At 65.5% G+C, this 20,927-nt stretch carries 24 protein-coding genes; 22 read left to right on the top strand and 2 right to left on the bottom strand.

The genetic code is table 11. The features are described from left to right. Window position 1 precedes the first annotated feature (1 nt). From ABS45_RS14230 to ABS45_RS14200, 7 genes are read left to right on the top strand one after another with little or no spacing between them, the layout of a single operon-like run. Complete coding sequence (locus tag ABS45_RS14230) at window positions 2-979, top strand: branched-chain amino acid ABC transporter permease (RefSeq protein ID WP_291556459.1); 978 nt, start codon at window positions 2-4, stop codon at window positions 977-979. Next, entirely contained in the window at window positions 976-1,719 is a 744-nt protein-coding gene (locus ABS45_RS14225) for an ABC transporter ATP-binding protein (protein ID WP_291556457.1), read from the top strand. Before ABS45_RS14230 ends, ABS45_RS14225 begins: the two co-directional genes overlap by 4 nt. Window positions 1,720-1,721: 2 nt before the next feature. Beyond that, window positions 1,722-2,435 carry an ABC transporter ATP-binding protein gene (locus tag ABS45_RS14220; protein ID WP_291556456.1) on the top strand — a complete coding sequence of 238 codons (714 nt, stop codon included), beginning with the start codon at window positions 1,722-1,724 and terminating at the stop codon, window positions 2,433-2,435. 16 nt (window positions 2,436-2,451) lie between these two features. Next, window positions 2,452-3,663 (top strand): cytochrome P450, encoded by a 1,212-nt coding sequence (locus ABS45_RS14215; protein ID WP_291556454.1) that lies wholly within the window; start codon window positions 2,452-2,454, stop codon window positions 3,661-3,663. A 27-nt stretch (window positions 3,664-3,690) separates the two neighbouring features. Beyond that, window positions 3,691-4,014, top strand: coding sequence for a 2Fe-2S iron-sulfur cluster-binding protein (locus tag ABS45_RS14210; RefSeq protein ID WP_291556451.1), 324 nt, complete (start codon window positions 3,691-3,693; stop codon window positions 4,012-4,014). Between the two features lie 7 nt (window positions 4,015-4,021). Beyond that, window positions 4,022-5,251, top strand: coding sequence for an FAD-dependent oxidoreductase (locus ABS45_RS14205; RefSeq protein ID WP_291556450.1), 1,230 nt, complete (start codon window positions 4,022-4,024; stop codon window positions 5,249-5,251). A 22-nt stretch (window positions 5,252-5,273) separates the two neighbouring features. After that, entirely contained in the window at window positions 5,274-5,855 is a 582-nt protein-coding gene (locus ABS45_RS14200) for a MarR family winged helix-turn-helix transcriptional regulator (RefSeq protein WP_291556448.1), read from the top strand. 16 nt (window positions 5,856-5,871) lie between these two features. On the opposite strand, the gene ABS45_RS14195 is transcribed toward ABS45_RS14200, so the two are convergent. Beyond that, complete coding sequence (locus ABS45_RS14195; RefSeq protein WP_291556446.1) at window positions 5,872-6,780, bottom strand: LysR family transcriptional regulator; 909 nt, start codon at window positions 6,778-6,780, stop codon at window positions 5,872-5,874. A 187-nt stretch (window positions 6,781-6,967) separates the two neighbouring features. Between ABS45_RS14195 and ABS45_RS14190 the strand changes: the two genes are divergently transcribed. The 14 genes from ABS45_RS14190 (at window position 6,968) to ABS45_RS14125 (ending at window position 19,390) form a co-directional block, all read left to right on the top strand. Continuing rightward, on the top strand, window positions 6,968-7,627 hold the full coding sequence (locus tag ABS45_RS14190; RefSeq protein ID WP_291556444.1) for a substrate-binding domain-containing protein: 660 nt from the start codon (window positions 6,968-6,970) through the stop codon (window positions 7,625-7,627). Between the two features lie 41 nt (window positions 7,628-7,668). Next, a complete protein-coding gene (locus ABS45_RS14185) occupies window positions 7,669-8,697 on the top strand; it encodes an amidohydrolase family protein (protein WP_291556442.1) in 1,029 nt (342 codons plus the stop codon). A 125-nt stretch (window positions 8,698-8,822) separates the two neighbouring features. Further along, a complete protein-coding gene (gene ligK / locus ABS45_RS14180) occupies window positions 8,823-9,506 on the top strand; it encodes a 4-carboxy-4-hydroxy-2-oxoadipate aldolase/oxaloacetate decarboxylase (RefSeq protein WP_291556440.1) in 684 nt (227 codons plus the stop codon). 17 nt (window positions 9,507-9,523) lie between these two features. Next, the gene (locus tag ABS45_RS14175) at window positions 9,524-10,450 is read left to right on the top strand and encodes an NAD(P)-dependent oxidoreductase (protein WP_291556438.1); all 927 of its coding nucleotides are present in this window, start codon (window positions 9,524-9,526) and stop codon (window positions 10,448-10,450) included. Then, window positions 10,447-11,364, top strand: a complete 918-nt coding sequence (locus ABS45_RS14170) for an amidohydrolase family protein (protein WP_291556437.1) — start codon at window positions 10,447-10,449, stop codon at window positions 11,362-11,364. Before ABS45_RS14175 ends, ABS45_RS14170 begins: the two co-directional genes overlap by 4 nt. 25 nt (window positions 11,365-11,389) lie before the next feature. Further along, window positions 11,390-11,827: a protocatechuate 4,5-dioxygenase subunit alpha gene (ligA, locus tag ABS45_RS14165; RefSeq protein ID WP_291556435.1), complete on the top strand. Its 438-nt coding sequence runs from the start codon at window positions 11,390-11,392 to the stop codon at window positions 11,825-11,827. Window position 11,828: 1 nt separating this feature from the next. Further along, a complete protein-coding gene (locus ABS45_RS14160) occupies window positions 11,829-12,701 on the top strand; it encodes a class III extradiol dioxygenase subunit beta (RefSeq protein WP_291556433.1) in 873 nt (290 codons plus the stop codon). A 42-nt stretch (window positions 12,702-12,743) separates the two neighbouring features. Next, window positions 12,744-13,700 carry a Gfo/Idh/MocA family oxidoreductase gene (locus ABS45_RS14155; protein ID WP_291556431.1) on the top strand — a complete coding sequence of 319 codons (957 nt, stop codon included), beginning with the start codon at window positions 12,744-12,746 and terminating at the stop codon, window positions 13,698-13,700. A gap of 32 nt (window positions 13,701-13,732) precedes the next feature. Next, window positions 13,733-14,911 (top strand): ABC transporter substrate-binding protein, encoded by a 1,179-nt coding sequence (locus tag ABS45_RS14150; RefSeq protein WP_291556429.1) that lies wholly within the window; start codon window positions 13,733-13,735, stop codon window positions 14,909-14,911. Between the two features lie 62 nt (window positions 14,912-14,973). Next, on the top strand, window positions 14,974-15,828 hold the full coding sequence (locus tag ABS45_RS14145; protein ID WP_291556427.1) for a branched-chain amino acid ABC transporter permease: 855 nt from the start codon (window positions 14,974-14,976) through the stop codon (window positions 15,826-15,828). Between the two features lie 33 nt (window positions 15,829-15,861). Further along, window positions 15,862-16,887 carry a branched-chain amino acid ABC transporter permease gene (locus ABS45_RS14140; protein WP_291557248.1) on the top strand — a complete coding sequence of 342 codons (1,026 nt, stop codon included), beginning with the start codon at window positions 15,862-15,864 and terminating at the stop codon, window positions 16,885-16,887. Beyond that, window positions 16,884-17,633, top strand: coding sequence for an ABC transporter ATP-binding protein (locus tag ABS45_RS14135; protein WP_291556425.1), 750 nt, complete (start codon window positions 16,884-16,886; stop codon window positions 17,631-17,633). The genes ABS45_RS14140 and ABS45_RS14135 overlap by 4 nt, the downstream gene beginning before the upstream one ends. Next, entirely contained in the window at window positions 17,626-18,366 is a 741-nt protein-coding gene (locus ABS45_RS14130; RefSeq protein WP_291556423.1) for an ABC transporter ATP-binding protein, read from the top strand. Before ABS45_RS14135 ends, ABS45_RS14130 begins: the two co-directional genes overlap by 8 nt. After that, a complete protein-coding gene (locus ABS45_RS14125; RefSeq protein ID WP_291556421.1) occupies window positions 18,359-19,390 on the top strand; it encodes an aldo/keto reductase in 1,032 nt (343 codons plus the stop codon). The genes ABS45_RS14130 and ABS45_RS14125 overlap by 8 nt, the downstream gene beginning before the upstream one ends. A 21-nt stretch (window positions 19,391-19,411) precedes the next feature. Here the strand turns inward: ABS45_RS14125 and ABS45_RS14120 are convergent, their stop codons facing one another. Further along, the gene (locus ABS45_RS14120; RefSeq protein WP_291556420.1) at window positions 19,412-20,224 is read right to left on the bottom strand and encodes an exodeoxyribonuclease III; all 813 of its coding nucleotides are present in this window, start codon (window positions 20,222-20,224) and stop codon (window positions 19,412-19,414) included. Between ABS45_RS14120 and pyrE the strand changes: the two genes are divergently transcribed. Continuing rightward, entirely contained in the window at window positions 20,223-20,921 is a 699-nt protein-coding gene (pyrE, locus tag ABS45_RS14115) for an orotate phosphoribosyltransferase (RefSeq protein ID WP_291556418.1), read from the top strand. The genes ABS45_RS14120 and pyrE overlap by 2 nt on opposite strands. Window positions 20,922-20,927 lie beyond the last annotated feature (6 nt).

Here is a 20,927-nt window from a genome sequence, read left to right as displayed (position 1 = left end):
CATGCAGCTATTTTCTTTTCGTTCGGCGAATGCGCTGGCACAGGCGCCCGCCTGGCGTGCACCCTTGCTCACGGTGATCGTGGCCGGGCTGGCCTGGGTCTTGTTTCCCGACCAGCTGGGGCTGCTCAGCCACATTGCCATCATGGCGCTGCTCGTCGTATCGCTCGATCTGGTGGTAGGCGTCGCGGGGCTCGCCACCCTGGGTCATGGCACCTTCTTCGGCGTGGGTGCCTATGCGGCAGGCATTTTTGCCGGGCGCGTTTCCGGAGATCCCTTGCTGGGGTTGGTCGTTGCCATGGGGGTGGGCGCGAGCCTGGCGTTGATCACTGGCCTGTTTCTCCTGCGCTACCAGGGGTTTACCTTCCTCATGCTGACCGTGGCGGTGGTGCAGATCTGCGCGAACCTGGCCCAGAAGATGCGCCCGTGGACGGGTGGGGACGACGGGCTGAGCAATTTCACGATGTCGCCTCTGTTCGGCGTCTTCGAGTTCGATCTGGAAGGGCGTATCGGCGCGCTCTACGTCATCGCCGTGCTGGGCATCGGTTTTTGGCTCGCCAAGCGCCTGGTGCAGTCGCCGTTTGGTCTGGCGGTACGCGGCGTCCACGAAAACCGCGCGCGCATGGCGGCCCTGGGCACGCCGGTGTTCAAGCGCCTGCTGGGCATGTACGTGTTTGCCGGCGCGCTGGCCGGTGTCGCCGGGGCGCTGTCGGCGCAGATCAACGGAATCGTGGCGCTGGACAGTCTGTCGTTTGCGCTGTCGGCGGAGATTCTGGTGATGCTGATTCTGGGCGGCACCGGCACGCTCAATGGAGCCGTGATCGGCGCCGTGGTCTTCACGCTCTTGCACCACACGGCCGCATCGATCAATCCCTACCACTGGCTGTTCGTGATTGGTGGCGCGCTGATGATCGTGGTGATCTTTCCGCCGCGTCAATGGCGGGCGCTGTGGCTGCGGTTTCAGGCACGGAGGACAGCATGAGCGCGGTCGTGCTGGAGGTCAGGCACCTGGACAAGCACTACGGTGGCTTGCATGTCACGCGCGATGTGTCGCTGCAACTGGCGCGCGGTGACCGCCTGGCGCTGATTGGCCCCAATGGTGCGGGCAAGACCACGCTGGTCAACCAGATCAGCGGCACGGTCGCGCCCAGCAGTGGCTCAGTGCACCTGCAATCGCACGACGTGACCGGTCTGAGCCAGGCCGAGCGCGTGCGCAAGGGTTTGGTGCGCACCTTTCAGATCACCACGCTGGCACCGCATCTGGCGGTCAGGCGTCAGGTGGAGTTGGCGCTGTTCGAGCGTTCCGACCTGACCGGGCGCTTCTGGCGCTCGATTGACGACTACCCATTGCTGGCGCAGGAGGCGCAAGGCATTCTGGATGCGCTCGGTTTGGGTGAGAGAGCCGCCTGGCCGACCGAGAGGCTGGCCTACGGCGAGCAGCGCCTGGTGGAGCTGGCACTGGCCATGGCGCTCAAGCCCAAGGTCTTGCTCCTGGACGAGCCGATGGCAGGCGTGCCCCAAGGCGAAGGCGCGCGCCTGCTGGCCGCGCTCGATGCACTGCCGCCAGAGCTTGCTGTCCTGATCATCGAGCACGACATGGATCTGGTGTTTCGCCTGGCGCGGCGCATCGTGGTGCTGGCCGAGGGCGCGGTGATTGCCAGCGGCACGCCCGCCGACATCCAGGCCGACCCGGTCGTGCGCAGCGCCTACCTGGGAGATTGACCGTGGCGACACCTTTGCTCGAACTCTCCAATGTCGTCGCGGGCTACGGCCCGGTGACGGTGCTCGACGGCCTGAGCCTGACGGTGCAGCACGGCGAGAAGCTGGCGCTGATCGGGCGCAACGGCGTTGGCAAAACCACGACGCTGGCCACCGTGATGGGGCTGGCGCAACTGCAAGGCGGACAGATCCGCTTCGAGGGTGAAGATGTGAGCGGTCTGAGCACGCCGCAGCGCGCCATGCGCGGGCTCGGCCTGGTGCCGCAGACACGGGATGTCTTCCCGTCTCTGACGGTGGAGGAGAACCTGTTGGCCGGCCTCAAGCACCGAAGCCGACAGGCGCTCGATGAAGCCTACGACCTGTTTCCCCGGCTGGCCGAGCGCCGTGCCAACGGTGGCGCTCAGCTCAGCGGCGGCGAACAGCAGATGGTGTCGGTCGCCCGCGCGCTGCTGGGTCGCCCGCGCCTGCTGATGCTGGATGAGCCGCTGGAAGGCCTGGCACCGCTGATCCGCCAGGAACTGCTGCGCGCCTTCAGTCGCATGGTAAGCGAGCGCGATTTGACACTGGTCATCGTCGAGCAGCAGGTGCGCGAAGCCCTGCAGCAAACCGATCGCGCCGTGGTGCTCTCGCGCGGCAAGGTCATCCATGACGGGCCTGCCGAGCAGTTGCGGCAGGACGCCGAAGCCCTGGGACGCCTGGTGGGCGTCTCTCACTCCTGAGATTGAAAGGAACACCATGAACGAGCACAGCGATATCCCGGTCCTCGACGTTGACCCCTATGCGCCGGAAAACCTCGCCGACCCTTACCCGATGCACACCTTGATGCGCGACACCGGGCCGGTGGTGCGCCTGAAGGCCTATCCCACGGTCGTGGTCTGCGCCCGCCACCAGGAAATCCATGCCGTCTTCAACAACGCGCAGACCTTCATTTCCGGCGCCGGCGTGGGGTTGGCGAACTTCAACACCGAAGAGCCGTTTCGTCCCAAGAGCCTGATTCTGGAAGCCGACGCGCCACTGCATACCGCCACCCGGGCAATCCTCTCGCGCGTGATGAGCCCCAAGACCGTGATGCAGATTCGCGCAGACTTTGCCGCCGAGGCGGAGCGCGTGCTGGATCAGGCGCTGGAGCGCAACCAGGCCAATGGCTCGATTGACTGGATGGCCGAGGTGGCCAACCCCTTCCCGCTGAAGGTCTTCGCCGACTCGATCGGCATAGCGGCACAAGGGCGTGAGAACCTCCTGCTCTACGGCGACATGGTGTTCAACTCCATGGGGCCGCGCAATGAGGTGTTCGAAAAATCGGTTGAACGCGTGATCCCCGTGACCCAGTGGATCATGCAGCAATGCGACCGCGCGAACTTGCGTCCCGGCGGCTTCGGTGACCAGATCTGGCAAGCCGCCGAAGCCGGCGAGATCACGATGGAGCAAGCGCCGATGTTGGTGCGCTCGCTGCTTTCCGCCGGCTTGGACACGACGATCAACAGCCTGGGCAATGCCATCTATGCGCTCGCCCATCACCCCGAGGAATACGCCAAGCTGCACGCCGATCCATCGCTGGCGCGTCAAGCCTTCGAGGAAGCGCTGCGCTGGGAATCCACGGTGCAGACCTTCTTTCGCACCGCCAACACCGATTGCGAGATTGCGGGTATCCCGATCCAGGCGCAAACCAAGGTTTTGTGCATGCTGGCGTCTGCCAACCGGGATCCGCGCAAGTGGCCCAATGCCGACACCTACGACATTGCTCGCAAGCCCGTTGGACACACCGCCTTCGGCACCGGCATCCATGGCTGCGTTGGCCAGGCGATTGCGCGCCTGGAGGGTGAATTGATCCTCACGGCTCTGGCCAAACGCGTCAAGCGTATCGAGTTTGCCGGGCCGCATTCGCGCCGCCTGAACAACACCTTGCGTGCCTTCGACACCCTTCCGGTACGGCTCGTTGCAGCCTAACGCTCCCACCATCGTCAGGAGATATTCATGTCAGCCATTCACTTGATCTCGCCGAGCGGCGAAACCACCACGCTGCAGGCCCATGACGGCGACAGCGTGATGCTGACCGCGACCCACGCCGGGCTCGATGGCATCGTTGGCGAGTGCGGGGGCTCCGCGATGTGCGCCACCTGCCATGTCTATGTCGACGAAGCCTGGGCGGACAAGTTGTCCGCCCCGCTGGCCAACGAGCTGGAAATGCTCGAATGCACCGCCTCCGAGCGACGCGCCACCAGCCGGCTGTCGTGCCAGATCAAGATGAACGCGGCGCTTGACGGCATCGTCGTGCGCCTGCCCGAAACGCAGCAATGAGCGCGCGATGAACGGCCCCGACTCCATCGTGATCGTCGGTGGCGGGCACGCCGGCGCGCAGCTGTGCGCCAGCCTGGCGACCAGCCACCAGGGGGTGCGGATCGACCTGGTTTGCGAGGAAGCCGATCTGCCCTACCACCGCCCGCCGCTGTCCAAGAGCTACGTCAAGCACCCCGAGGAAACGCCGCAGCTGCACCGCAGCGCGGCCTGGTACGCGCAGGCAGGCATCCGTGTGCACCAGGCCGATCCGGCCATCGCCATCGATCGGCACGCACGCACGCTGCGCCTGCGCTCCGGCGCTACCTTGCACTACCAGTGGCTGGTGCTGGCCACCGGCACGCGAGCGCGCCAGCTCCCGCACCTGCATGCGGATCTGGATAACGTCCTCGTCTTGCGCAACGCCGCCGACGCCCTGCGGCTGCGCGAGCAGCTGCCCGCGATGCAGCATTTGATGGTGCTCGGCGGCGGCTTCATCGGACTAGAGGTGGCGGCCACGGCGCAGGCACTGGGCAAGCAGGTGCGGGTGCTGGAAGCCGCCCCGCGGCTGCTGATGCGTTCGGCCTCGGCCGAACTGGCTGCGCATGTGCTGCAGTCGCACCGCGCCAGCGGGATCGAGGTGCAGCTCGGCGCCACCGTGGACGATTTCAGGATCGAAGCGAACCGGCTCGTGTCCCTGCGGGTCAACGGGGTGCAGCAGCCGGTGGACCAGCTGCTGCTGGGCATAGGCGCACTACCGGAGATGACGCTGGCCGAGGTCGCCGGACTGGAGTGCGGCAACGGCATCGCCGTGGACGCCAGCATGCGCACCAGCGACCCGGCCATCCTGGCCATTGGCGACTGCGCCCTGTTCCCGGGGCTCAGGGCCTCAGGTGCGCTCAGGCTGGAATCGGTGCAGAACGCCAACGACCAGGCCAAGGTGGCGGCCGCGACGATGCTGGATCAGCCGCAGACCTACCAGGCCGTCCCCTGGTTCTGGACCGAACAGGGTAGTCTGCGTATCCAGATGGCGGGGCTTCTTCCCAAAAACGGGAGCTGTTGGCGCAGGCCAGGCAAGGACGAAACCAGTTTTTCACTGCTGCACTACGAGCAAGGGGAGCTGCGCTGCGTCGAATCCGTGAATGCGCCGGCAGACCACATGGGCGCGCGCAAACTGCTGGAAGCAGGCGTTTCGCCCGCAGCGGAGCGCGCCTGCGATCCCGCGCTGGCGCTGCGTTCACTGGCCACGCCCGACGGCTGACGCGCTCAATACAATTTGCGCCATGACCCGCCAGCGAAAGACCCTCCCCACGACCACGGCCATGGAGCCTGGTGAAGTCATCGACCTTGAGCGCTACGTGCCGGCGTATTTCACCTGGATTGCTGCCAAGCTCTCGCGCGGTGCGTCCTACCACTATCTGCGCGTGTTCGACATCGGCATCGAAATCTGGCGCTGCCTGGTGCTGATCGCCGCCGAACGCGAGGTTTCGGCTCAGCGCGTGACGCGCGTGATCGGCATGGACAAGGCGTCGGTGAGCCGCTGCTTCAAGAGCATGCACAGCCGCGGTCTGATCGAGTTCGCGCTTGACGCCAGAGACGGCCGCCTGCGCGTTGCCAAATTGACCGATGAGGGACGTGCGCTGCACGATCAAATCCGCCATGTCGCCCTAGAGCGTGAGCGCGTCTTTCTCTCGGTCCTGGATGGTAGTGAACGCGAAGCGCTGATTGCGCTGCTGCACAAGCTGCACGACAACCTGCCCGCCGTGGAGACGGCGACCGAGCAGTATGTGAACCTGCACTACCCCGGTGCGTTGCAGCGGCACGCATCTGCCGCGCAGGCTGCGCAAGCCGCAGGCGCGCCCTAGCCACTTGGCTCGCCGCCTACTGCCCGCTTTCCACCGCACACACCCGCAGGCTCAGCTGGCGCAGCAGCTCGGCGGTGCGGCGTGCCAGCGGCGTGGCGCGGCGGCTGGCGGGTTGCACCACGCACAGGGTACTGACGATGTGCGGCGAATGAATGGGCGCCTCGGCCAGACCGTTGCTGGCCATCTGGCCGTGCAGCGCGCTGTCGGTGAGCGCCGCGAAGCCGTGGCCGGCGCGCACCAGGTCGAGGATCACCGGCACGCTGGAGACCTCCCAGACCACGTCCAGCTTGATCTGCGAGAGCGTGGCCTGCGCCTCCATCAGCTTGCGAAAGATCTGCCCGCGCTGGGGCATCACCAACGGGTAGCGCGGCAGCTCGGCAAACGCCACGCCGCCGCTGGCGGGCAGGCTGCCGGCGGGGCCGATCAGGCACAGCCGCTCTTCGAGCACCGGGCTGGCTTCGATCTGCGGGTGCGTGGTGGGTGAATAGACCAGGCCCAGATCCATGCGCGCGTTGCCCAGCCATTCGGCGATGGTGACGGAAAAAGCCTCGACGATCTCCAGCTGCGCCTTGGGCAGCTCGCGTCGAAAGCGTTCGATCAAGAGTGGCGTGAGCCGCCGTGCCAGGCTGGGCGGCAGGCCCACGGTGACTCGCCCGACCGGCTCGCCGCGGCGGCTGAGCAGATCGGCGCGCGCCGCCGCCACACCCTGCAAGATGGCGTGGCCGTGCTCCAGCAGGCGCAGGCCGGCGTCGGTCGGCACCACACCGCGGCCGGTGCGGGTGAACAGGGTTTCGCGCAGCTCCAGCTCCAGCGCCCGCACCTGGCGGCTGAGCGCGGGCTGCGCCATGTCCAGCGACTGCGCCGCGCGGGTGAAGCTGCCGAGCTCGGCGACGCGGACAAAGGTTTCGAGCTGTTTGAGATCCATCGATGCAGCTTGGAGATGGGCGGTGTGACGGCTGCCATCCTACCTTCTGTTATGCCGATTTGTTCTATCTGGTAGTGCAGGTATTGACTTGTTCGCAGGGCTTGCGGTGTCCACAATGCCTGAGACGCCCACCACTCTCGTTGACATGACTGCTGACGCCCCCGCCGCTTTGCTTGCCATTTCCTCCATGGCTACGCGTGGCGTGCTGGCGGATCTGGCGCAGACCTGGCAGGACGGCGGTGGCCGCCCGGTGGCGGTGGAGTCGGTCGGTGGTGTCGACGCCGCGCGCCGCGTGCAGGCCGGCGAGGCGCTGGACATCGTGCTGCTGGCGAGCGATGCGATAGAGCAGTTGATGGCAAGCGGCCATGCGGTTGCTGGCAGCCGGGTGGACTGGGTGCGTTCCAGCACCGCCATCGCGGTGCGTGCAGGTGCGCCGCTGCCGGACATCGCCAGCGAGGCGGCGCTCAAGGCGGCGGTGATGGCAGCGCCCGGCATCGGCTACTCCACCGGGCCGAGCGGCAAGGCGCTGCTGCGCCTGTTCGAGCGCTGGGGCCTGCGCGAGCAGCTCGAGCACCGCCTGGTGCAGGCGCGCCCTGGTTTGCCCGTGGGGCAGCTGGTGGCGCAGGGCGAGGCCAGCCTGGGATTTCAGCAACTGAGTGAGCTGCTGCACCTGCCCGGCATCACCGTGGTGGGCGAGATGCCTGCGGCCGTCGCGATCGACACGGTGTTCTCCAGCGCCCTGGTCACCGGCTGCCGTGATGCGGCCAGCGCGCGGCAGTTTCTGGCGTTTCTGGCCAGCGATACGGCCGCGGCGGCCAAGCAGCGCCACGGCATGCGGCCGGTGTGAACCCGGACACGAATTCGGTATTTTCTGGAAAGGTTTGCCCCATGATCATTGACGTCCACGGCCACTACACCACGGCGCCGGCCGCGCTGGGCGAATGGCGCAACCGCCAAGTCGCCGCGCTCAAGGACCCGAGCCTGCAACCCAAGGTGTCGGAGCTGAAGATCAGCGACGACGACATCCGCGAGAGCATCGAGACCAACCAGCTGCGCCTGATGCGCGAGCGCGGTTCGGACCTCACGCTGTTCAGCCCGCGCGCCAGCTTCATGGCGCACCACATCGGCAATTTCGAGACCTCGAGCACCTGGGCGGCGATCTGCAACGAGCTCTGCCATCGTGTGAGTGAGCTGTTTCCCGACCACTTCGTGCCGGTGGCCATGCTGCCGCAGTCGCCCGGTGTCGATCCCGCCAGCTGCATTCCAGAGCTGGAAAAGTGCGTGAAGGAATACGGTGCGGTCGGCATCAACCTCAACCCCGATCCGTCCGGCGGGCACTGGACCAGCCCGCCGCTGACCGATCGCGCCTGGTACCCGATCTACGAAAAAATGGTGGAGTACGACCTGCCGGCCATGGTCCACGTCTCGACCTCGTGCAACGCCTGCTTTCACACCACTGGCGCGCACTACATCAATGCCGACACCACGGCGGTGATGCAGCTCATCCAGGGCGATCTGTTCAACGATTTCCCGACGCTCAAGTTCCTGATTCCGCACGGCGGTGGTGCCGCGCCTTACCACTGGGGGCGTTACCGCGGCCTGGCACAAGAGCTGAAAAAGCCGCTGCTCGACACCCATTTGCTGAACAACATCTACTTTGACACCTGCGTCTACCACCAGCCGGGCATCAACCTGCTGACCGAGGTGATCCCGGCGAAGAACATCTTGTTCGCCAGTGAAATGATTGGCGCGGTGCGCGGCGTGGATCCGCAAACGGGCCATTACTACGACGACACCAAGCGCTATGTCGAGGCGACGCAAAACCTCAGCGCCGAGGAAAAGCACCAGGTCTACGAGGGCAACGCGCGGCGCGTGTTCACGCGCCTGGATGCGCGGCTGAAGGCGCGCGGTTTGTGAGTGAGCACTCCTTCCCCCTTTTGGGGGAAGGCAGGGATGGGGGCTTGCGGGGCGAAGCGCCAGGTGCTCGCCCCCACCCCAACCCTCCTCCAGAGGGGGAGGGAGAAACGGAAACGGAGTTGAAAATGTACGAACTGGGTGTGGTGTATCGCAACATCGAGCGCGCCGATCGCGTCACGGCCGACGCGCTGGCGCATTTCGGCGCCGCCACGGTGCATGAGGCCATGGGCCGCGTCGGCCTGCTCAAACCCTATATGCGGCCGATCTTCGAGGGTGCACAGGTATCGGGCACGGCGGTGACGGTGCTGCTGCAGCCTGGCGACAACTGGATGCTGCACGTCGCGGCCGAGCAGATCCGGCCCGGTGACATCGTCGTGGCAACGGTGACCAGCGAGTGCACCGATGGTTACTTCGGCGACCTGCTGGCGACCAGCTTCAAGGCGCAGGGTGCGCGTGCGCTGATCATCGATGCCGGCGTGCGCGACGTGCGCACGCTGCACGAGATGCATTTCCCGGTCTGGAGCAAGGCCATCAGCAGCAAGGGCTGCATCAAGGCGACGCTGGGCTCGGTGAATATCCCCATCGTCTGCGCCGGCATGTGGGTGCGCCCGGGCGACGTGATCGTGGCCGATGACGACGGCATCGTCTGCGTGCCGCGCGAGAGGGCAGAGGCGACGCTTGCGGCGGCGCAAAAGCGCGAGGCCAACGAAAGCAGCAAGCGCGAGACTTTCGCCAGCGGCGTGCTCGGGCTCGATTACTACAAGATGCGCGAAGGTCTGGCCAAGGCCGGTCTGCGCTACATTGATTAGAGCTGCAAGCGCTTGCCATGACTGCGTTAGCACGTGATTGGAGCATTGGTCTCGTCGGCTACGGCGAGGTCGGCCGCATCCTGGCCGAAGACCTGCGTGCGCAGGGGGTGGCGGTCGCGGCATACGACCTGAAGCTGGCGGGTGCGGATGCTGCGCCGCTGCGCGCCCATGCCCGCCAGTATGGCGTGGCCTTGGCGGACAGCCATGCGCAACTCGCCGCGGGCAGCGATTTCATCGTCTGTGCCGTCACCGCCAGCCAGACGCTGGCTGCGGCGCAGGCCTGCGCCGCAGCGATGCGCGACGCTGCGTTTTATCTCGACTTCAACTCCGCCTCGCCCGGTGCCAAGCAGCAGGCCGCCGCGTTGATCGACGGCGCGGGCGGGCGCTACGTCGAAGGTGCGGTGATGACCAGCGTGCCGCCGTACCGCATCCAGGTGCCGCTGCTGCTGGGGGGCGTGCATGCGGCGGCGCTGGCTGAAAAAATCAAGCCGCTGGGTTTTGCCGCCAGGGTGGCCAGCGAGCAGCTCGGCGTCGCCTCGGCTACCAAGATGTGCCGCAGCGTGATGATCAAGGGGCTGGAGGCGATGGTGATAGAGAGCTTCACCGCTGCGCGCCACTACGGCGTGGAAGATGCGGTTCTGGCCTCGCTGGCGGAAACCTTTCCCGGCATCGATTGGGAGAAGCAGGGGGCGTACTTCTTTCAGCGCGTGATCGAGCATGGCCGCCGGCGGAGTGAAGAGATGTTCGAATCCGCCCGCACCGTACGCGATGTCGGCATGCCGTCCTGGATCGCCCAGGGCGCCGCCGAGCGCCAGGCGTGGATGGCGAACCTGGCCGACGAAGGTGTCTTCGGCGAGCGCGGCGCGCCCGGCTTTGCCCGCAGCAGCGACTGGCGCATCGAGGCCGATCGGCTGCTTTCCCACCTCAAGGAATCTGACGCATGAGCACTTTTGAAAAAACCCCCGGCTGGCTGGACTGGTACCAGGGCCCGAGCAAACCGCGCTTTGAGCTGCCCGCAGGCAGCGTCGATGCGCACTGCCATGTCTTTGGCCCCGGCGACGAATTCCCCTATGCGCCCGAGCGCAAGTACACGCCCTGCGACGCGAGCAAAGCCCAGCTCTTCGCGCTGCGCGATCACCTGGGCTTTGCGCGCAACGTCATCGTGCAGGCTACCTGCCACGGCGCGGACAACCGCGCGCTGGTGGATGCGTTGCAGGCATCGGATGGCAAGGCGCGGGGTGTGGCCACGGTCAAGCGCAGCATCACCGATGAAGAACTGCAGCACTTGCACCAAGCGGGCGTGCGCGGCGTGCGTTTCAACTTCGTCAAGCGGCTGGTGGACTTCACGCCCAGGGACGAGCTGATGGACATCGCCGCGCGCATCCAGCCGCTGGGATGGCATGTGGTGATTTATTTCGAGGCGGTCGACCTGCCTGAGCTGTGGGATTTTTTCACCGCGCTGCCGACCACGGTGGTGGTCGACCACATGGGTCGCCCGGACGTGAGCAAAGGGGTGGACAGCGACGAATTCGGCCTGTTCCTGCAGTTCATGCGCGAGCACGACAACATCTGGAGCAAGGTGAGCTGCCCCGAACGCCTGTCGGTCAGCGGCCCGCCGGCGCTCGGCGGTGAACCCAATGCCTACCGCGACGTGGTGCCGTTTGCGCGCCGCGTGGTCGAGCAGTTCCCCGACCGCGTGCTCTGGGGCACCGACTGGCCGCACCCGAACCTGAAGAACCATATGCCCGATGATGGTCTGCTGGTGGACTTCATCCCGCACATCGCACCGACGCCGGCTTTGCAGCAGGCGCTGCTGGTGGCCAACCCGATGCGGCTGTACTGGCCTGAAGAGGCTTGAAGAGACTTGAGAAAGGAGCAGTTCCATGGCCCTCGAAAAACCCTACCTCGATGTGCCCGGCACGATCATTTTCGATGCCGAGCAATCGCGCAAAGGCTACTGGCTCAACCAGTTCTGTGTCTCGCTGATGAAGCCCGAGAACCGCCAGCGCTTCAAGGCGAACGAGCGTGCCTATCTCGATGAATGGGCGATGACGGAAGAACAGAAAAAGGCGGTGCTGGCGCGCGACCTCAACTGGTGCATGCGCACCGGCGGCAACATCTACTTTCTCGCGCGCATCGGCGCCACCGATGGGCTGAGCTTCCAGCAGATGGCGGGCTCGATGACCGGCATGACCGAGGACGAATACCGCGCCATGATGGTCGCGGGCGGGCGCTCGGCCGAGGGCAACCGATACCTGGGGGAGGACGGCGATGCGCAGCCGCAGCACCAGCCCCAGGGCCACGCGGCGAAAGGGCACTGACATGGCACATATTTCCGCATCCGTCTATACCTCGCACGTACCGGCCATAGGCGCGGCGATGGACCTCTCCAAGACCCGCGAGCCCTATTGGCAGCCGCTGTTTGCCGGTTACGACTTCTCGCGCCAGTGGCTCAAGGAGAACCGGCCCGACGTGATTCTGCTGGTCTACAACGACCACGCCACGGCCTTCAGCCTGGACATGATTCCGACCTTCGCGCTTGGCACCGCCGCCGAATACCAGGTGGCCGACGAAGGCTGGGGCCCGCGCCCGGTGCCCAAAGTCATCGGCCACCCCGAACTGGCGAGCCACATCGCGCAAAGCGTGATCCAGCAGGACTTTGACCTGACCATCATCAACAAGATGGACGTGGACCACGGCCTCACCGTGCCGCTGTCGCTGATGTGCGGCGAGAAAGACCCGGTGAAGGACGCCTGGCCCTGCCCGGTGATCCCGCTGGCCGTCAACGTGGTGCAGTACCCCGTGCCCTCGGGCCAGCGCTGCCTGAACCTGGGCCGCGCCATCCGCAAGGCCATCGAGAGCTACGACGAGAACCTGAACGTGCAGATCTGGGGCACCGGCGGCATGAGCCACCAACTGCAGGGCGCGCGCGCCGGGCTGATCAACAAGGAATGGGACAACCGCTTCCTTGATCTGCTGATCGAGAACCCGGTGGGTCTGTCGGAGATCCCGCACATCGAATACGTGCGCGAGGCCGGCAGCGAAGGCATCGAGCTGGTGATGTGGCTGATCGCGCGCGGCGCGATGGCGGATGTGGATTGCGCCAAGCCGCTGCCCAAGGTGCTGCACCGCTTCTACCATGTGCCGGCCTCGAACACCGCCGTGGGCCACCTCATCTTGCAAAATCAGGCTTGAGCGCTTGATAAACAAGCGCGAACAGCTATCAAAGGAAGAGTCATGAATTCCCCTATCCGAGTGGCGCTGGCGGGTGCCGGCGCCTTTGGCATCAAGCATCTGGACGGCATCAGAAACATCGACGGCGTGCAGGTGGTCTCGCTGGTCAGCCGTGATCTGGACAAGACGCGAGAGGTGGCCGCCAAATATGGCATCGCGCATGTCAGCACCGATCTGGCCGACAGCCTGGCGCTGCCCGAGGTGGACGCGGTGATTCTCTGCACCCCGACGCAGATGCATGCCGCGCAGGCCATCCAGTGCCTTCAGGCCGGCAAGCATGTGCAGGTGGAGATCCCGCTGTGCGACAGCCTGGCCGATGGGCAAAAGGTGCTGGAAGCGCAAAAGAAAAGCGGCAAGGTGGCGATGGTTGGCCACACGCGCCGCTTCAACCCCAGCCACCAGTGGGTGCACAAAAAAATCACGGCGGGCGAGTTTCATATCCAGCAGATGGACGTGCAGACCTATTTCTTTCGCCGCAGCAACATGAACGCACTCGGCCAGCCGCGCTCCTGGACCGATCACCTGCTGTGGCACCACGCGGCGCACACGGTGGATTTGTTTGCCTGGCAGGCCGGCAGTCCCATCGTCCAGGCCAACGCGCTACAGGGGCCGATCCACCCTCAGCTGGGTATCGCCATGGACATGAGCATCCAGCTCAAGGCGGCCAATGGCGCGATCTGCACCCTGTCCTTGAGCTTCAACAACGACGGGCCACTGGGCACGTTCTTTCGCTACATCGGCGACACCGGCACCTACATCGCGCGTTATGACGATCTGGTCAACGGCAAGGAAGAGAAAATAGACGTCAGTCAGGTAGCAGTGTCGATGAATGGCATCGAGCTGCAAGACCGCGAATTCTTCGCCGCCATCCGCGAAGGGCGCGAGCCCAATGCCAGCGTGCAAAGCGTGTTTGCCTGCTACCAGGTACTGCACGATCTGGAGCGCCAACTGGCGCACTGATCCCCTCGATTTACCCACCCCAGGAGACTTCCATGCAATTTGCAAAGACCATTCTCAAGACCACGCTGCTGGCGACTGCGCTGGCCACGGCCGGCCTGGTGCAGGCCAAGGATCTCACCATAGGTCTGGTGCTGTCGGTGTCCGGTCCGTTTGCCGACTACGGCAAGCAGATCAAGCACGGCATCGACGTCTACATGGCCGAGCATGGCGACACGGTGGCGGGGCGCAAGGTCAAGCTCATCGTCAAGGACGACACCGGCATGGCGCCGCAGGTGGCCAAGCGCGTGGCACAGGAGCTGCTGGTCAACGACAAGGTGGACATCCTCGCCGGTTTTGACCTCACGCCCAACGCTTTCTCCGCCGCGCCGCTGGCGACGCAGGGCAAGGTGCCGATGATCGTGATGAACGCGGCCACCTCCTCGGTCACCGAGAAGTCGCCCTATATCGTGCGCGTTTCGATGACGTTGCCGCAGGGCTCCTGGGCCATGGCCAAGTGGGCCGCCGAAAACGGCATCAAGACCGCCTACACACTGGTGGCGGACTACGGCCCGGGCCACGACGCCGAACAGCAGTTCAAGAAGACCTTTACCGAGCTGGGTGGCAAGATCGTTGGCGAGGTGCGCACGCCCGTCAACACGGCGGACTACGCCGCCTACCTGGAGCGCGTGAAGGACTCCAAGGCCAACGCCATGTTCACCTTCGTGCCGCCGGGCAGTTCCATGGTGGCGCTGATGAAGGGTTTCCGCGAGCTGGGGCTGGAGAAGGCCGGCATCCAGGCCATAGGCCCGGGCGACCTGACCGACGAGAACGAGCTGGCGGCGATGGGCAATTCGGCGCTGGGGCTGATCACGGCCTTCCACTACTCGCAGGCGCATGACTCGCCCGAGAACAAGGCCTATACCGCGGCCTACCTCAAGGCCTTCCCCAAGGACCGGCCCAACTTCATGTCGGTCGGCGGCTACGACGGCATGCAGCTGATCTACAAGGTGCTGGAGCAGACCAAGGGCGATGCCAGTGGCGATGCCTTCGTCGCGGCAGCCAAGGGCATGAAGTGGGTGAGCCCGCGCGGCCCGGTGCAGATCGATCCCGAGACGCGTGATGTGATCCAGAACGAATACATCCGCAAGCTGGAAAACGTGAACGGCACGCTGCAGAACGTCGAATTTGCCACCTTCCCGGCCGTCAAGGACCCGGGCAAGGGTGCGAAGTAATCTGTGTCCTGCCCGGTGGTGTGCAGCGCGTGCTGCCGGGCGCAACCATCGACTGAACCGCCATGACGATCATTTTTGACGGTATCGCCTTTGGCATGCTGCTGTTTCTCATCAGCGTGGGCCTGTCGGTCACGCTCGGGCTGATGAATTTCGTCAACCTGGCGCATGGCGTGTTCGCCATGGTTGGCGGCTACGTCTGCGTCGTACTGCTCAACGATTGGGGCGTGCCCTTTCTGGCGACCATCCCGTTCGCCATCATCGTGCCGGCCCTGGTCGGCGTGGTGCTGGAGCGGCTGCTGTACCGCCGACTCTACGAGGCGTCGGACCTGGACCAGGTGCTGTTTTCGCTCGGCCTGGTGTTCATGGCCGTGGCGGCGACGCATTACTTCTTTGGTGCGCGCCAGCAGCCGCTGCACCTGCCGGCCTTTCTCTCGGGGCAGATTCACCTGCCAGGCGTGGACATCGGCGTCTACCGGCTGTTCCTGGTGATCGCCGGCATCATCGTCGCGGCGCTGCTGCAGTGGTCGGTGATCCGCACCTCATTCGGCGCACGCCTGCGCGCCGCGGTAGACAACCAGCGCACCGCGCGCGGCCTGGGCATCGATGTGAGCCGCGTCTTCATGACGACCTTCGCGCTCGGCTCGGCGCTGGCGGGGCTGGGAGGGGCGCTGGGCGTGGAGATGCTGGGGCTGGATCCGGAATTCCCGGTGAAATACCTCGTCTACTTTCTCATCGTCGTCACCGTGGGCGGCAGCGGCAACATCCTCGGATCGCTCTGGGCCGCGCTGCTGCTGGGCGTGGCCGATGTCGCCGGCAAGTACTACCTGCCGCAGATCGGCGCCTTCATCATTTACGCGATCATGGTCGTGATCCTGATCTTCCGCCCGCAAGGCCTGTTCGGCCGTGCCAAACACTGAGACGCAGACATGAGCTCTCCCGTGACATCCCCGATGCCGGCGGCCCAGTCCGCGGCCTTGCACGAAACCCTGCAGCGCTTTCGCCAGTCGGCGCGCTGGAGACCGCTGGAATACCTGTTCTGGTGCCTGCCGGTCGCGGCCTACTTTCTGTTCCCCGGCAATTACCTGCTGCTCAGCCAGATCGCGGTCACCAGCCTGTTCGCACTCTCGCTGGACCTGATCTTCGGCTACGCCGGCATCATTTCGCTCGGCCATGCTGCGTTCTTCGGCGTGGGTGCGTACACCGTGGGGCTGCTGGGCATGCGCGGCATGGGCGACCCGCTCACCGGCCTGTTGCTGGCGGCGGTCTTCGCCGCCATCCTCGGCTTCCTGAGCAGCTTTCTGCTGCTGCGCGGCAGCGACCTGGCGCGGCTGATGGTGACCCTGGGCGTGGCCTTGATGCTCTACGAGCTGGCGAACAAGTTCAGCAGCATCACTGGCGGCGTGGACGGCATTCCGGGCATAGAGATCAAGCCCATCCTGGGTTTGTTCGCGTTCGACCTGTTCGGCCGTACCGGCTATGTCTATGCCGTGGTGGTGCTCTTCGTGCTGTTCTGGGTGGCGCGGCGCATCGTGCATTCGCCGTTCGGCCAGAGCCTGCGCGGCATTCAGATGAACGCGCAGCGCATGCCGGCGCTGGGCGTGCCGGTCAACCATCGGCTGGTGGCGGTCTACACCCTGGGCGCGGCCTACGCGGGCGTGGCCGGCGCGGTGCTGGCGCAGACCAACCAGTTCGTTTCGCTCTCGGTGCTGGGTTTCGAGAATTCCGCCGATCTGCTGCTGATCCTGATCCTTGGCGGCACCGGGCGGCTCTATGGCGGGCTGATCGGCGCGATCGTGTTCATCGTCGCCAAGCATTTCCTGTCGGACATGAATCCGCAGTACTGGCAGTTCTGGCTCGGCCTGGCGCTGGTGCTGCTGGTGATGTTTGCGCGTGGTGGCATTCTGGGCACCGCCGCCAAATGGCAGGAGGCGCGGCGCCAGAAGGCGAACAATCGCCAACAGGAGGCGCGCGCATGAGCACCGTGCTGCAAACCCACGGCCTGGTACGCCGGTTTGGCGGTTTTGTCGCCACCGACCATGTGAGCCTGAAGGTCGAGGCGGGCGCGCGCCATGCGCTCATCGGCCCCAATGGCGCCGGCAAGACGACACTCATCAACCTGTTGACGGGCTACTTGGCGCCCACCGAAGGCCGCGTGACGCTGCTTGGGCAGGACGTGACCGCGATGGCGCAATACGCGCGCTGCCGCCGCGGCCTGGTGCGCACCTTCCAGATCAACCAGCTGTTTGCCGACATGACGGTGCTCGAATCGGTGGCGCTGTCGGTCAGCGAGCGGCTGCGACTGGGCGCGAGCTGGTTCAAGCCGCTGGCAGCGCGCGGCGAGGCGGTGGACGAGGCGGCGGCCATCTTGCAGCGCCTGGGTCTGTTGCCGGATGCCTACGAGACGACGCGCAACCTGGCCTATGGCCGCCAGCGCCTGATCGAAATCGCGCTGGCGCTGGCGCAGCACCCCAAGGTGCTGCTGCTGGACGAGCCCGCGGCGGGTGTGCCGACCAGCGAAAGCCGCGAGCTGTTTGACGTGATCGCGCAGTTGCCGCGCGAGGTGACCATTCTCCTGATCGAGCACGACATGGACCTGGTATTCCGCTTTGCCGAACGCATCTCGGTGCTGGTCTCAGGCAGCCTGCTGCTGGAAGACACGCCGGACGTCATCGCCAACCATCCCAAGGTGCGCGAGGTCTATCTGGGAGAAGCGCATGACTGATCTGCTGCAGGTAGAGGGCGTCTGGGCCGGCTATGGCGACGCCATCGTGCTCGAAGACCAGAGTTTCAGCATTGCCGCCGGTGGCAGCCTGGCACTGCTCGGGCGCAACGGCATGGGCAAGACCACCCTGCTCACCACGCTGATGGGTGCTACGCGCTTGCGCCGCGGACGCATTGCGTTCAACGGCGTGGACATCACCCGCATGCCCAGCCACCAGCGTGCCCACTTGGGCCTGGGCTGGGTGCCGCAGCAGCGCGACGTGTTCGAGTCGCTCACCGTGGAGGAAAACCTGACGGTGGTGGCGCGGCCGGGGGCCTGGACCCTGGAGCGCGTGTACGGCGTGTTCCCGCGTCTGCGCGAGCGCCGCGGCAACATGGGCAACCAGCTCTCAGGCGGCGAGCGCCAGATGCTGGCCATAGGCCGCGCGCTGATGCTCAACCCCAGGATGCTGTTGCTTGACGAGCCGCTGGAGGGACTGGCGCCGTTGATCGCGCAGGAGCTTTTGCACATCATCCACGGCATGGTGCTGGAGGGCAGCATGGCGGTGATCCTGGTGGAGCAGCATGCGCGGCAAATCTTGCCGATCACGCAGAACGCACTGGTGCTCGAGCGCGGGCGAAGCGTCTATTTTGGCGGCAGCGAAGCCTTGCTGGCCGATGGCGCCAGGCTTGATGGCTGGCTGGGTGCGGGCTCCAGCACCGGCGCAGGCAAAGCAGAGGTGGCGCATGCCTGAGGTCTCCCTGCCCCCAAGGGCGATAGGGCCGTTCAGCGTCGGCAGCATTGCGCTCGGTTGCATGGGCTTGAGCCACGGCTATGGCCAGCGCGCCGACGCGGCGCAGGCCAAGGCCTTGCTGCATGCAGCGCTGGACGCCGGGGTCACGTTGTTTGATACCGCTGCGCTCTACGGCTTTGGCGCCAATGAATCGCTCGTCGGCCCGGTGCTGAAACCGCATCGCCAGCACATCACGCTGGCGAGCAAGGGTGGACTGGCGGGTGAGGCCGGCGACGATGGCGTGCTGCGCCGCGTGATGGACGGACGCCCCGAGGCGATCCGGCGTCACTGCGAGGCCAGCCTGCAGCGTCTGGGCACCGACGTGATTGATCTGTATTACCTGCACCGCTGGGACAAGCGCGTGCCGATCGAGGAATCCGTGGGTGCGATGGCGCGACTCAAGGATGAAGGCAAGATCCGCGCGCTTGGTCTGTCGGAGGTTGGTGTCCAAACGCTGCGCCGTGCGCACCGCGAGCATCCGATCGCGGCGCTGCAAAGCGAATATTCGCTCTGGTCGCGCAATGCTGAACTCGGCACGCTCGCTGCGTGCCGCGAACTGGGTATTGCCTACGTCGCGTTCAGCGCGCTCGGGCGTGGTTTTCTCACCGGCGCGATGGCGGGTGTGGACGGGCTTGCCGGCACCGACCTGCGCGTGAAGATGCCGCGGTTTGCCCCGCAGGTGTTCGCGCGCAACCACCGTCTGCTCGCGCCCCTGCAGACGGTAGCCGAGCGTGTGGGCTGCACGCGCGCGCAGCTGGCCCTGGCCTGGCTGCTGCATCAGGGCGAGCATGTGGTTGCGCTGCCGGGGACCACGCGCGTCGCGCACCTGCAGGAAAATCTGGGCGCCGCGGCGATCGCGCTCGATGCCGTGACGCTCGATGAGCTCGGCACCCTGTTTGCGCCCGAGCGCATCGAGGGCGACCGCTATGCGCTGGGTGGTCAGCGCGAGGTGGATACCGAGAAATTTGCGTTCGAGCAAACCTGACGCCAGCCCCTGGCACGCGCGTCAAAGTGCCAGGGCATACTCCACCGTGACGGGCGCGTGGTCCGAGAAGCGTTCGTCCTTGTAGATCGCCACCTCGCGTGCCTGCTCGGCAATCTGTGCGGTGGCCAGGTGGTAGTCCAGCCGCCACCCCACGTTGTTGGCCCAGGCCTGGCCGCGGTTGCTCCACCATGTGTAGCAGGCATCGGTCGTATCCGGGTGCAGGCGGCGGTAAACATCCACCAGCGGCGCGACTGCGTCGGCAGAGAGCAGCGCCGTCATCCAGGCGCGTTCCTCTGGCAGAAAACCGCTGTTCTTCTGATTGCTGCGCCAGTTTTTCAGGTCGATTTGCTGGTGCGCGATATTGAGGTCGCCACAGAGGATGAATTCGCGCTCGCTTTGCAGGCGTGCCAAATGCGGGGTGATCGCATCCAGAAAGCGGTACTTGGCCTGTTGCCGGTCCTCGCCAGAGGAGCCGCTGGGGAAGTAGGCACTCAGGATCGACAGCTTGCGCGCCGGGGTGTCAAAACGCAGCTCGACCAGACGTCCTTCGGCATCGAATTCCCCCGCATCAAAACCGATGACGACATCGCTGGGTTCATGGCGGGTGTAGATGCCGACGCCGGAATAGCCCTTTTTCTCGGCAAACTGAAAGTGCCCTTTCAACCCGGCGAGCACTTCGAAGCGGTCTTGCATGTCGCTCGCCTGGGCCTTGAGTTCCTGCACGCAAATACAATCCGGGCGCGTGGCCAGCAGCCACGGCTCCAGCCCCTTGCTGGTGGCAGAGCGGATGCCGTTGAGGTTCAGGCTGGTCAGGACGAAACGAGGAGTGGGCATGGCGATGGATTCTGTGCAAGCGACGGATCAGGAGCGCCTGGCGCAGGAGTTTGTGCGCTTTGCGCTCGAATGCGGCGTGTTGCGCTTTGGCGAGTTCAAGACCAAGGCCGGGCGCATGAGCCCGTATTTCTTCAACGCGGGCCTGTTCAATGATGGCGCCCGGCTGGGGCGGTTGGCGCAATTCTATGCACAGGCACTGGTGGCCAGCGGCATCGCCTTCGACATGGTCTTCGGCCCGGCCTACAAGGGCATCGTCCTGGCCAGCAGCGTGGCGATCGAGCTCGCCCGCCTGGGTCGCAACGTGCCGTTTGCCTACAACCGCAAGGAGGCCAAGGACCACGGCGAATGCGGGACGCTGGTGGGCGCGCCGCTGCAGGGCCGCGTGCTCATCGTCGACGACGTGATGAGCGCTGGCACCGCTGCGCGCGAGGCCATCGCCCTCATCCGTGGCGCTGGCGCCACGCCGCATGCGATGGCGATTGCGCTCGACCGGCAGGAGATGGCCACGGAAAACGGCCAGGATGTGCCGCACAGCGCGGTCCAGTACGTGCGCCAGGCCCTGGGCATGCAGGTGTGTGCTATCGCCAATCTGGGGGATTTGCTGCATTATCTGTCGGCAAATGGCGGTGATGCGCAGGTGCAGGCGCATCGCCAGCGGGTGGAGGCCTATCGCGCGCGCTACGGCGTCGCGGATTGAAGAAGG

It is taken from the genome of Comamonas sp. SCN 65-56 (assembly GCF_001724135.1).
In the GTDB taxonomy this organism is placed as follows: domain Bacteria; phylum Pseudomonadota; class Gammaproteobacteria; order Burkholderiales; family Burkholderiaceae_C; genus Comamonas_C.
The sequence above is the reverse complement of the archived record's forward strand: the minus strand, read 5'-3'. Positions and strand labels throughout refer to the sequence as shown.